The organism is uncultured Paracoccus sp. (assembly GCF_947496875.1).
Taxonomy (GTDB): Bacteria; Pseudomonadota; Alphaproteobacteria; order Rhodobacterales; family Rhodobacteraceae; genus Paracoccus.
In genome coordinates this window covers 40,335-51,685 of record NZ_CANMEH010000017.1, presented here as the reverse complement: position 1 = coordinate 51,685, position 11,351 = coordinate 40,335, and the positions used below count along the sequence as shown (strand labels likewise).

The 11,351-nt window shown below is 64.2% G+C and carries 11 protein-coding genes; 2 read left to right on the top strand and 9 right to left on the bottom strand.

Annotation, left to right across the window (positions count from 1 at the left end; translation table 11 throughout):
- Positions 1-52 precede the first annotated feature (52 nt).
- A complete protein-coding gene (locus Q0938_RS15520) occupies positions 53-871 on the bottom strand; it encodes a WYL domain-containing protein (protein WP_299364166.1) in 819 nt (272 codons plus the stop codon).
- A 52-nt stretch (positions 872-923) separates the two neighbouring features.
- A complete protein-coding gene (locus Q0938_RS15515) occupies positions 924-2,303 on the bottom strand; it encodes an exonuclease domain-containing protein (protein WP_299364164.1) in 1,380 nt (459 codons plus the stop codon).
- Between the two features lie 190 nt (positions 2,304-2,493).
- Here Q0938_RS15515 and Q0938_RS15510 point away from each other — a divergent pair, with 190 nt between their 5' ends.
- A complete protein-coding gene (locus Q0938_RS15510) occupies positions 2,494-4,614 on the top strand; it encodes a UPF0149 family protein (RefSeq protein ID WP_299364161.1) in 2,121 nt (706 codons plus the stop codon).
- Positions 4,615-4,771: 157 nt separating this feature from the next.
- On the opposite strand, the gene Q0938_RS15505 is transcribed toward Q0938_RS15510, so the two are convergent.
- A complete protein-coding gene (locus Q0938_RS15505) occupies positions 4,772-5,758 on the bottom strand; it encodes a LysR family transcriptional regulator (RefSeq protein WP_058098604.1) in 987 nt (328 codons plus the stop codon).
- 250 nt (positions 5,759-6,008) lie between these two features.
- Between Q0938_RS15505 and Q0938_RS15500 the strand changes: the two genes are divergently transcribed.
- The gene (locus tag Q0938_RS15500; protein WP_143794965.1) at positions 6,009-6,641 is read left to right on the top strand and encodes a TetR/AcrR family transcriptional regulator; all 633 of its coding nucleotides are present in this window, start codon (positions 6,009-6,011) and stop codon (positions 6,639-6,641) included.
- On the opposite strand, the gene Q0938_RS15495 is transcribed toward Q0938_RS15500, so the two are convergent.
- The 6 genes from Q0938_RS15495 to trbK-alt are packed head-to-tail and all read right to left on the bottom strand — an operon-like array spanning position 6,636 to position 11,343.
- Positions 6,636-6,857, bottom strand: coding sequence for a DUF2274 domain-containing protein (locus Q0938_RS15495; protein WP_035746465.1), 222 nt, complete (start codon positions 6,855-6,857; stop codon positions 6,636-6,638). The two genes, Q0938_RS15500 and Q0938_RS15495, sit on opposite strands and share 6 nt — an antisense overlap.
- Before the next feature lie 2 nt (positions 6,858-6,859).
- Positions 6,860-7,987 carry a TrbI/VirB10 family protein gene (locus Q0938_RS15490; RefSeq protein ID WP_143794966.1) on the bottom strand — a complete coding sequence of 376 codons (1,128 nt, stop codon included), beginning with the start codon at positions 7,985-7,987 and terminating at the stop codon, positions 6,860-6,862.
- Complete coding sequence (gene trbG, locus Q0938_RS15485; protein ID WP_035746463.1) at positions 7,984-9,012, bottom strand: P-type conjugative transfer protein TrbG; 1,029 nt, start codon at positions 9,010-9,012, stop codon at positions 7,984-7,986. The genes Q0938_RS15490 and trbG overlap by 4 nt, the downstream gene beginning before the upstream one ends.
- On the bottom strand, positions 9,009-9,698 hold the full coding sequence (gene trbF / locus Q0938_RS15480; RefSeq protein WP_035746461.1) for a conjugal transfer protein TrbF: 690 nt from the start codon (positions 9,696-9,698) through the stop codon (positions 9,009-9,011). The genes trbG and trbF overlap by 4 nt, the downstream gene beginning before the upstream one ends.
- A complete protein-coding gene (gene trbL, locus Q0938_RS15475) occupies positions 9,695-11,053 on the bottom strand; it encodes a P-type conjugative transfer protein TrbL (RefSeq protein WP_143794967.1) in 1,359 nt (452 codons plus the stop codon). Before trbL ends, trbF begins: the two co-directional genes overlap by 4 nt.
- A gap of 2 nt (positions 11,054-11,055) precedes the next feature.
- Positions 11,056-11,343: a putative entry exclusion protein TrbK-alt gene (trbK-alt, locus tag Q0938_RS15470; protein WP_143794968.1), complete on the bottom strand. Its 288-nt coding sequence runs from the start codon at positions 11,341-11,343 to the stop codon at positions 11,056-11,058.
- Between the last annotated feature and the right edge of the window lie 8 nt (positions 11,344-11,351).

Here is an 11,351-nt window from a genome sequence, read left to right as displayed (position 1 = left end):
TGGGTCTGCTCATGCATCACAGCTACCACGCTGGATTCACGAGATGAATCCCTCACGCGATTTGTGCAACAGAGCCGAACAGCAGCGCCTTGCGCACAGGAATCTGCGCGCGCTCGTTCTCCATCCCATAATCCATCTCGATCGCACGACGTTGCGTTGGAGAAAGATCAGGATGCGGCCCGATTTCCAGGATGACCTCCGTGTGCCAATCGACATCACTCTGAGGGTCGGCCGTGACCGGCCCGTGCTTGCCTGTTTCGACAATCCGGGAGAGCAGGAAATCCTTGAACACCTGGTCATTCTGACAGAACGCACGGGCGTGCCAGCGAAACCCGTCGAAGGCCAGTGAGTGCGGCTCGATCCAGCGCGCGCTTGGCTCGGGGCGCGACATCGACTGGTAGGTTACCTCAAGAGCCGATGGCTCATGAATGGCGGTCAACACCTCGCGCAGGGTTTCTGGCGCAATCCCCCCCGCGGGTGTCGGCGTGGTTCCATAGCCTGGAAACAGACAGATCCAGCTCTGCTCGCGCGAGACCAGGCCCTGATCGAGGGCACGCAGCTGAGCGAGATAGTCCTCGGCGCTAGGCTTTATGAAATGCGGCTTGAAGCTCCGCCCCCGGACATAGGCACGCTGGCTCTTGTCATAGACGAGGTTCCGCTTCCACCTATCAGCATAGCCCGTCAGGTCGAGGGATGCCTGCTGGAGTGAGATGCCGAAGGTTTCCATCAGGTCCGAGCGATTGATCCGGCCATGCCAGAACACCCGGAATTCGATGAACTCGTTACGCCGCTCCGCACCCCAGTTCAGCTGTTTGATCCGTTTGCGGGGCACACCGAGCCTTTCCTTCACCTGTTGCGAGTATAGAACCATAAATTAGTCCCTCGCAATAAAATGATTCTGGTAGCTGAACAGCCTCTGATCGTTAGCTTTCCGGCAGACCAAACTGTTGCAGGAATGTCTCGATCTCGGCGACAAGTCCCAGATCGAGCCCTTCATCGGCCCGCATCTCGTCCAGAGCAGCGTGTGCGCGAACCGTGGTCATCCATTCAGTCTCCCGGTCCTCCGGTGCAGACCAGCGCCCCCGCAACCATGCCTCGTATTGCCCGCGCTCTTCGGTCGAGAGCAGATCGGGCGCGTGAAACGCGACGAGGCGGCGGCCGAGCTGGCGCAGGCGGGGGTCTACAAGACTGGACACGATCTCCTGCCGTCGACGCCAGTCCGCAGGCTGGAACTTGGCAAGGAGAGTCTTGTCCGCATGGCTGTAGAAGCCGCCATAGATCTGCTTTTCTACCGGAGGCAGCGGTGCCGCAGGATCTTTGGGGAAGCGGGCGGCCAGAGCCTGCGCGACCCGCGCCCGGAAGTCAGGAGCAGTAGCGATCACCTGTGCCCGCTGCACCTGGATAACGCTGGGCGTCGAGACCGAAAGCAAAGCGGGTGACTTATTGATCGAGAAGGCCCGGATGACCTTGGGTGCGGCATCGACGGCAGCAAAAAGCGTTGCGTCATCGGCCGCAAGGAGATCGGCCGGATCAGTGGCATCAAGATCGAAGAAGGCCGCCTGATTGGCGTTGCTGGCCGACATGCCACAGAAGCAGCCGACGGTCGCGTGCGGCGGGCCGCCGCCAAAACGCTCCACCAGCGCCATGGGCTGGTAGGTTTCAAGGCTGGCTTGAACATGCGCCTTGTCCCGGTTGGCCAGCAATTCTGCCCAGAGCGCCGGGGCACGGTCGGCGATGCGGCGGGCGATGTGTATGGTCGCCTCGACATCGCCGAGCGCATCATGCGCGTCGTGTGCAGCAAAGCCGTTCAGCGGCGCTATGCGGTCCAAATTGAAGCGTAACCTGCCGTCCACCTCGACCGGCCACTCAAACAGGTCAGGCTGACGATACCAGACGGCATAGAGCGCGGTCAGCACATCGAAGCGCGTGTTGCCGTTGAACTGGGTGGCGAAGATGTCGGGCTGCAGGTTCTGATAAAAAGCCTGGCGCAGCATTTCCTCATCGAAGCGGATGCTGTTGAATCCGATCCAGATCGCGGGAGACCAGCGCTTGATCAGCGCGCCGATTTGCTGCGCAAGCTCGAAGAACGTCGGCAAAGCCGGGTCCAGGAGCTGCGCCGGGCGCACCCCGGTAACTGCAAGCGCCCAAGGCGACGGAATGACATGCGGCGCGATGCGGCAACGCAAATTGACGTGCTCGATCTCCCTGAGCGCATCATCCGTCAAAATGGCAGCGAATTGCAGGGGCTGATCGAATGCAGGGGAAGTGCCGGTCGTCTCCAGATCGTAGAAGGCAAAGGTCATGGGGCACCATAACCGGTGGTCACCGTCGCGTCAGTATCGATGTTCTGGTCTGGACCTGTGGCCAACGACGACGGGTCGGACCTGTTCTGGGCCAATAAGTGCCGCTCTCAGTGCTCGCGTCGGTGACAATCCCACGGACAGCGAATAGGCTGCGAAAAATGGAAGGGCGTGATTCAGAAAGTAGGGATACGTGTCGGAAGGACCGATCGAGACAGCATTGGCGGAACTGTCGCGGCTGCAGGACGATGATAGCGCGCGCGGCGAGATTCTCGACCGCGCAAGCTTTACGATGCTGCATCGGCCTGCATTGGGTGGGCGTCTGGTCGCGAAGCTCTGCGCCACGGAGGAGAGTGCCCCGGAGCTGGAGCCACTCACCGTATTGCTGGCATCGGCACTGGGTGCCGCACGTATCGCTAGGGAGAACCGAAAGAAGCGAGGTGATACCTTTCTAGAGGCCGTGGCGGATGCGGTCGAACTGGCTTCTGGCCAGGGGCGCCTGAGCCCCTTCCACCGCCTGCTCCTTGCAAGCGCATGGACCACGAACGGACTGCCCGCACCCACATCTCTGGAGGTTTCTGCCGCCGATATGATGCTCGCAGCGCCCAGTCCTGCCCCGCAGGATCGTGTCGCGGCGGAGGCGGCGCTGGAAGATCTGTTCCGCAGTCTGATCGAGCAGACCGAAGGCGATGCGCTCGCGCTGCATGCAGCGCTGACCGAGACGTTCCCGGCAATGCCGTCGGCAATGCGTCAGCATGTCATTGCATGGTCGGTTGGACGATCGGAGCCGATCCACGCGAAGCTGGCATGTTTCTGGCTGCTCGATCCGTCAGCGCAGATCCGCGCTGCGGCTGCACGGGCGCTGAGCGAACGCGCCACCGCCGGCACGCTGTCGGAAGAGGTTGCAGGCAAGATGGTGATCCTGCGCAGCTGGATGCCTCAGGACGAGGCCCGCGCCTCGGTGGACAAGGCATTGAAACTCGCCAAGCGGTCGGGTCTGGCTACCGGCGCGTCAGCCAAGCCGTGGACTATCCATTCGGTCATGGCCACACTGCCCGATGGCGGCGGCGCGCAAAGCCTCATGATCGCGCTGCAGTCGGGCGGCAGCCGCAAGACCGCGATGCTGCTCTTCAAGCAGGGCTACGGGGTCAAGGACGCCTACACCGTGCCCTGCAAATCGGCGAACGAACAGAAGGCGCTGTTAAGCCGCATCAGCCAGGAGACCGGCGCGGTCAAGGTGCCCCTCTCCTGGCTCGAAGGCAGCCTCGCCATGGCGCTGGCCGATGGCCTTGCAGCAGGGTTGCCCCCGGCCGCGGGGCTCATCGAGGTGGCGGAACTTTGCGGCCTCGATAAGCTGCGGCCGGAAGCGGTCACGACCGAGGCCTTGATCGCGGCGCTGCCCGTCGCGGAACGCATACGCGGTCTCTCGGCTCAGGCGCGAGGCAAGCTGATCAATGCCAGCGAGGGCTGGTGGGATCGCCATGAGATCGTCCAGAGCTGGTTCGAGGAAGGTGATCATGCGCATGAGGTGCTCGAGGGCCGCCACAACCCGCGCGCGCTGGACGCGGCGCTCTGGCGATGGCTCGAGACCCGGCGCGACTTCTGGGCGCGGCTTGTCGCGCGGGCGGCAGATGTGCTGGCCGCAAGCGACCACCCGGACGCCGCCAGCTTCACGGCCACGGCAATGGCGCTCCTCGAAGGACGCGATCTGAAGAAGATCCCGGTCATGGCCGATGTCCACGACCAGACAATCGAGGCGTGGGTGTTCGACGATCCGGACGTGGATCAGGATGCCACGCTTGAGGAATGGGTGGAAGAGGCGGAGGCAGATGCGCCAAAGTCGGAGCGGAAGGGCGAACTGGCGCGCCTCGTGAAAGGCTCGGCGATCACGGCGGACTGGATCGACGGGTTCCTGATGTCGGTCACCATCGCGCCGAAGGTGATCGCGCCGAACAGGTGGCTACCCGAGATCCTCGGCAGCGCCATTGGCAACCTCACGTCGGATAGTATCCAGCGCTTCGCCGATCTGATCCTGATGCGCGCGAACGCCTGCGTGGACCAAGCGAAAGAGGCTGCGGAGTTTTCAGCGGCGATGTCCGCGCGAAGCCAGATGGCCATGCGGGACTGGGCGGCCGGGTTCAGTTATGCCTGTGGGCATTTCCGATCATCCTGGCCCGCGAAGTCGACCGGCCCGGATGATCGGGCGATGATGCAGCGCGTTGCCGATGCGATGGCCACGGGCTTCAGCGGTGCCGAGGTGAAGGCGCTCAGCCAGTGGATAGCCGCGCGCCATGATCGAAACTGCGGTTCCTGAAGCCCGCGACTTCCGCCGAATTTCGTTCGGTGGGGGGAACGCAGGAGTTCTTGTGCCATGCATCCTGCGGAGCTGAGGCTTCCCGTCGGCGCTGAAAGTGGTGCTGTATGAGAGGAATCGCAACGGAGGCACACATTTGGAAAGCGACGATGTCCCCTCAGGCGTTCGGTTGTAATGTTGACGAGGTTTTCCCCATCGCTCGAGCCATGCTCAACAGGCGCCTGCAGGCCGGATTATCGTTTCTATCCGACCAGACCATGCTGAAGGGCAGCACTTCATCCGCCAGTTGCCGGAATGCGATCCCCGGAAACTGCCCAACGGTGGTGGCTTCGCTTGTCAGCGTTAGCCCCCGACCGACGGCTACCAGCGACAGGATATTGTCGCGGCCCACCTGCTGGGATTGAATGTCAGGGTGATGACCGAGACCCGCAAGGTGAGCAACCAGATAGTCGTGGATCTCCTGGCCCGGTGCGACATCGCTCACGATGAAGCGTTCACCTGTCAGATCAGGCCATTCGAGTTCGGCTTTGGCGGCCAAGGGATGGCCAGCAGGCAGCACCACGAAGACCCGTTCGCACCAGAGATGCTCCGTTTCGCAGCCATCCCAGGGTGCCGTTCCGGTTATGAAAGCGATGTCCAGATCCAACTGCCGGACGGCAGCGACGTGCTCGGACGGATTTCCATCTATAAGATCGACCTGAACGGTCGGATGGCGCGTCCCGAACCGTCGCAGGAGGTTAAACAGAAATCCCGACGCCAGCGAGGAAAATATCCCGACCTTGAGCAGTCCCTGGTCAGCCCGACCGACTGCGGCAACCTTGGTCACGCCGATGTCGATCTGCCGAAGAGCATGCCGGGCGCTGCGCAGAAACTCCTGCCCGGCGACCGTCAGCCGCACCCCGCCCGAATGTCGTATGAATAGTGAGGCACCCAATTCATCCTCAAGGTCGCGGATCTGGCGGCTGACCGACGATTCATTGATGGCGAGCGCGATTGCTGCCTTGCGGAAACTCCCTTGGTCCGCCGCTGCAAGGAAATGCCGCAGCTGGCGCAACCGGATTGTGTTCTTACCGGCGCTGCCCTCGACAATACGCGCGAGGACGGAGCTACCAGATGGGGCGTCCCTGTTCCGGCGCGCAGGCATGACGCATCATCCCGAACCGCAGTCGGCTTCTGGCCGGCGTTCGGTCGCGGCCTGCCGGCGAAGGCGACGGCGCGTGCCACAAGAGAGGCGCGCACCATGATGCCCAGATTCGGACGCGACCATCTCCCCTCCTCTCCGCCTCAAACTGAATGTCATTCAGTTCTTGGAATGGTGCTGCTTGACATCGGCTCCGTCAACGAAAAAAATAAATCGTATTCAGTTTCAGCGGACAGTCGCAACAGGGATCTCGATGGCTCGCCCCCGAAAAGAGCAGGAACTTGATATTGCTCGCCGTGCGGTCGAGGAAACGATCCGTCTGCTGGCACAGCAAGGCGACTTCGATGTTCCACTGACCTCGGTGGCACAGGCCGTGGGCTGCACGGCGCCGGCCCTTTACGGCCATTTCCGCAACAAGAATGCTTTACTGCGCGCGGCGCGCGACGAAGGATTTGGACGCCTCTACAACGAGAAGTTCGCGGTTTTCGAACAGATGCGAGGCGATCCGTTCGGCTATTTGCGCGATGGCAGCTATGCCTATGCGCGCTTCGCCCTGGAGAACCCCACTCTGTACCGGCTGATGTTCTCACCGCCCCCGAAGCTTGGGGTGAGCGATGATCCGTGGTCAAGCGAAGCGGGTCGTCAGGTCCTGAGTCTGCTGCTGACAGGCCTGCGCTCATCTCAGGAGCATGGTTACTTGCCGGGTGCTGACCTGCAACGCTACGGCTTCATGTTCTGGTCAACGATCCATGGAGCGGTCAGTCTGAACATTCAGAACCGCCTGCTGGACCACGCGGCGAAGTGGGACTCGACGCAGAGCGTGATAGACGCGCTCATGGAGATGATCGCGGCAACCGGCCCGGCCAAACACCCGATCACGTCATGAGCGGATCTTTCGCGCCTTTGCAAAGCCACGATCCGTGGCGATGAACCGCTCCAACATCGGTACGATCAGCCTGACGGGATCGGCGGTGGGCTGGCCGGTCTCGCGGGCCAGTACCTCGGCATAGGCGACCAGATCGCGGTGAAGCGACGCGGGCAGTTCCACCGTCACCTTCACGGGCTTGTCGTCGGGGAGCGGGCCGAGTTTCAGCTTTGTCATGGTCAACCTCCTGCCGGCTCGAATACCAGATCGCGGGTGACGATGATCCTGACCGGGTAGCCAGGACGGATCGTCAGTGTCGGTACGACCTGCAACTGGCGCTGGACGATCTGCTGACCCGCCTGGTTGATGGTATCCTGCGCCCCGTCGCGTATGGCGCGGATCAGTCGATCCTCGTCGCTGCTGGCCAATTCCGCACCGACCGCAAGCAAGGTCGAGAGGCCAGCGGCCCGCATCAGATCCCACCAGTGGTAATCCACGCCATCCTCAAGCCCGGCGTAACCGGAAGCGTCCGCACCCGGCAGGCGCTCCAGGACGATGGAGCGGCCGCCGGGCAGGATCAGGCGATTCCAGACCAACAGGACGCGGCGCTGGCCGAAGGTCACACCGTCATCATATTGGCCGATGATGCGCGTTCCCTGCGGGATCAGCAACAAGCTGCCGGTCGGGCTGTCATAGACGTTCTCGGTCACTTGGGCCGTGATCTGGCCGGGCAGATCGGAACGGATGCCGGTGATAAGCGCCGCCGGGATCACCGCCCCGGCCTGAAGGATATAGGGCGATGCCGGTGGTGCGACGCGATCCGGGGCGACGGTTTGCCGGTCCACAGGCCCGTTGAGAAAAGCGGTATGGCGATCCTGCGCTGGAGCCTGACCACCGAGATCGAGACCCGCGAGGCCGGGCATGGTCGTTCCCGGCGTCGCTCCAGCCCGCGGGCCAGACTGGAAGAACACGCCGCTCAGACGAGCGGCTTCTTCCTCGGCGAGACGACGCTGCTCATCTGGATCAACGGCGGGCGCCGTGATGGTCGGTGGCGCGACCGGCTGCCCCCGATTCTGCGCCTCAAGTATCGGGCGACCGAGATCGCCCGGCAACGCCGGTCCCAGGACCGGGCCGGTATAGTCGCGCGGCAGGCCGGCAAGCCCATCTGCTGTGGGGCGGTTCTCGGTCGAATAGAGTTCGCCGCCGCCCGGCCCGGCATCGCGGGTCTGGAGAGCGTAGATCAGTGCCCCGCCAATGCCGAGAAGGGCAACGGCTCCGGCGCCTGCCAGCACCTTGCGGGACAGGCGGGTGACGCGGGGCGGCTCGGCGCGCAACCGCATGGGGGCTGCGGTGTCGGTATCGCTCATGAGGGTGATCCTCCCGTGGTCGCACCGGCTGGCTGGGCTGCGGCCCGCGTCTGCTCGACGCGGACGATCCTGACGACCTGCTGGCGGTCGCCGCTGCCGAGGCGAAGTTCCGCTGCGCCGAACAGGCGGTCCACGATCAGGACGTTCCGATGGATGCGGGAATTGACGATCTGCGGTTCGCCGTCCGATCCAAGGACGAACAGAGGCGGCATCTCTCCCTGCACGATGCCACGCGGGAAGACGACATAGACGCGCCTGCCGTCGTCGAAGACGGAAACCGGCCGCCATGGCGGGCTGCTGCCCTGCACCTGCAAGCCGTAACGATAGTTGCGCGCGGTCTCGGCCGGGATGACGGGGGCTGAGGGCGTGGTCACGCGGCTTCCCGGCGGTGGTGTCGGATACGCCCATGCCACGGCAGGCATATAGAGAGCTTCGCGGGCGCGGAGTTCGATCATGTAGATGCGCCGGTCGGTGGTGATGACGAGGTTGGTCGAAATGTCCGGTCGGGTCGGCTTCACCAGCACATGCACCCGGCGGGTCGGGCCGCTGCCGCTCTCCGTGTCACCGATGATCCAGCGGGTGGTGTCTCCGGCGGCAATCGGCCCCGCGCCGGTCAGGCTTTCGCCCGGCTCCAGCGCGATGGTGGTGATTTGCCCGACTGCGGCATAGACCTGATAGAGCGCGCCTTCCGACCAGGGATAAATCTGGATGGCATTATAGTAGCCTTCCCGGCGCGGCTCGACGCGGGCGGCGGCATTGGCGTTCTCGACGCGGGCCGTCGCCGTGCCGGCAGCCTCGCCGCCCCGCGCCACAGTCCAGGCGGGCGGGACGTGCAGCGGCCGGGGCGTTGTGTCGGCTGCGGCGGCCTGCACGGTCGGCACCGGCGGCACATCGGCGTCGTAGCTGAACTGCGGCGTCCGGTTGGTGGCGCAGCCGGCCAGCATGGTGGCGGAAAGCAGCAAAGCCGCGAAGGCGGGTTTGCGGAAAACCGGAAGCCCGGCTTTGCGGAAAGTCGTGGCGGTCATTGGCTCATCTCCCGCGACCAGTTGATCGCGTTGACATAGATTCCGAGGGGATTGGAGCGCAGCCGCTCGGCATTGCGCGGGGTCTGGATCACGACCGTCAGGATCGCGGTCCATCGCTCGGTGGTGGAGAGTTGGCCGTTCTCGTAGTGCCGCTCAGACCAGGCCACACGGAAACTGTCCGGCGACGCCCGGATGATGCTCGATACTTCGACGGCTACCTGCTGGCGGCCGACGCGCGTGAAGGGATCGTTGGAGCGGGCATAGTCGTTCAATGCGGCCGCGCCCCGGTCGGTGGTGAACTCGTAAGCCCTGAGCCAGTTCTGGCGGACGACGATGGCGTCGGCCGGGAGCGCGCGCACCTGTTCGATGAAACGGCCGAGGTGAAAGGCGATCTGCGGGTCGGTCGGCCGATAATCGGCTGCTGCCGGCGCGACGGCTTGCGCCTGGCCGAGATTGTCCACCTGAACGACCCATGGCACGATGCTCCCACGCGCCGATTGCCAGACAAGAGCGCCGGCGAAACCTGCCGCGAGGATCAAGGAGCCGAACGCCATGTAGCGCCAGTTCCTTGCCTGGACCCGGGCCGAGCCGATGCGGTCGTCCCAGACCTGCGCGGCGCGCTGATAGGGCGTTTCGGGTTCCGGCATCTTGCCGTAATGGGTCGTCGGTCGTTTGAAGATGTTCATGTGCGGTTACTTTCGGAAAGGCTGACGGAGGAGCCGCCACCATGGCTGTCGCCGGACCGGACGGCATGGGCGGCAGCGGTGACGCCATGGCTCATCGCCCGGCTGCGGCGCATGTTCTGCGCCCAGGCCGGCGGGCTATCTGCGGCTGAGGGCGTTGACGGATCAGGCGATGGGGCGCCGCCGATCGTGCCCATTGAGGAGCTGCCGCCGGACGCCGCGAACCCCGCTTTTGCGCCGTCGGAATAGCTGGATTTCATACTGTCGGCGGAGCGAGACGCGGCACGCTTGAGGGGCGAGATGGCTGCGGATGCTCCGGTGCGCGCCACGCCACCAAGGCCGGACGCGACACCGGCTGCACCGGACCCGCCCATGGAACTGAGCGTATAGGCCGACGAGGCCGCACCGGCGGCCGAGGCCCCGCCGCGGGCAAGTGCAGCACCGCCCGAAAGTGCGGCACCGCCACCACGCGCCGCAAGCATGGTCACGCCACCGCCCGCGACAGCAGCACCGCCGACCGCGAGGCCGGTTCCAACCGCCGCCCCTGCGCTGAGTTGCGGGCCGCCCGAGACGAGGCCGGTGGCGATACCGGGACCGAAGATACCGAGGCCGAGAAGAGAAAGGGCGGCCAGCACGATGGCCATGGCGTCGTCAATGGTCGGGGTCGCACCGCCGAAGCCTGCAGTGAATTGGCCGAAGAGCGTCGAGCCGATGCCGATGATGACGGTCAACACCAGCACCTTGATGCCGGATGAGACGACATTGCCCAGGACCCTTTCAGCCATGAAGGCGGTCTTGCCGAAGAGACCGAAGGGGATCAGCACGAAGCCTGCAAGCGTCGTCAGCTTGAACTCGATCAGGGTGACGAAGAGCTGGATCGCCAGGATGAAGAAGGCGAGGATCACCAGTGCCCAGGCGAAGAACAGGCAGAGGATCTGCACGAGGTTTTCAAAGACCGCGATCCAGCCCATGAGATCGGAAATGGATTCGAGCAGCGGGCGCCCGGCATCGAGGCCGATCTGGGCGACGCGGCCAGGGCGCAGGAGATCGGCGGCAGAAAACCCCGTGCCCGAGGCCATGAGGCCGAGGCCGGCGAAGCTCTCGAAGACGATGCGGGCGAGATTGTTCCAGTTGGCGATGATATAGGCGAAGACGCCGACGAAGATCGTCTTCTTCACCAGGCGCGCGATGATGTCGTCGTCGGCGCCCCAGGCCCAGAACAGGGCGGCGAGCGTCACGTCGATGACGATGAGCGTCGTGGCAATAAAGGCAACCTCACCGCCGAGCAGGCCAAAGCCCGAGTCGATGTAGCCGGTGAAGATGCCGAGAAAATTGTCGATGACCCCCGTCCCGCCCATGATTATCGCCCCTCATCCGGGCCAGGCGTCGACGGCGCGGGTGTCCGGCCGAGAAACCGGTCGCGGGTCTCGGCCCAGATGCCCAGGCAGGCGGCATCATTGGCTGCCGCCTCTCCCATCTCCTGACAGCGGCGCTGCCCTTCGCGCAGGGGATCGACCTGACGCGAAAGCGCAGGAGCGGAAGGTGCTGGCGCGGGGGCTTCCTCGCGGGTCATCTCGATGATCGCCGCGGTGATCGCGACGGCGACGAACACGATGGCGGCAATCCGGACCAGCACCTTCCCTTCCATGATCTGCC

Coding starts and splice junctions, on each gene's coding strand:
- Q0938_RS15505 (WP_058098604.1), bottom strand. CDS start 5,758: ATGCCTGCGCGCCGGAACAGGGACGCCCCATCTGGTAGCTCCGTCCTC.
- trbG (WP_035746463.1), bottom strand. CDS start 9,012: ATGACCGCCACGACTTTCCGCAAAGCCGGGCTTCCGGTTTTCCGCAAA.
- Q0938_RS15490 (WP_143794966.1), bottom strand. CDS start 7,987: ATGAGCGATACCGACACCGCAGCCCCCATGCGGTTGCGCGCCGAGCCG.
- trbK-alt (WP_143794968.1), bottom strand. CDS start 11,343: ATGGAAGGGAAGGTGCTGGTCCGGATTGCCGCCATCGTGTTCGTCGCC.
- Q0938_RS15515 (WP_299364164.1), bottom strand. CDS start 2,303: ATGACCTTTGCCTTCTACGATCTGGAGACGACCGGCACTTCCCCTGCA.
- Q0938_RS15495 (WP_035746465.1), bottom strand. CDS start 6,857: ATGACAAAGCTGAAACTCGGCCCGCTCCCCGACGACAAGCCCGTGAAG.
- Q0938_RS15500 (WP_143794965.1), top strand. CDS start 6,009: ATGGCTCGCCCCCGAAAAGAGCAGGAACTTGATATTGCTCGCCGTGCG.
- Q0938_RS15520 (WP_299364166.1), bottom strand. CDS start 871: ATGGTTCTATACTCGCAACAGGTGAAGGAAAGGCTCGGTGTGCCCCGC.
- trbF (WP_035746461.1), bottom strand. CDS start 9,698: ATGAACATCTTCAAACGACCGACGACCCATTACGGCAAGATGCCGGAA.
- trbL (WP_143794967.1), bottom strand. CDS start 11,053: ATGGGCGGGACGGGGGTCATCGACAATTTTCTCGGCATCTTCACCGGC.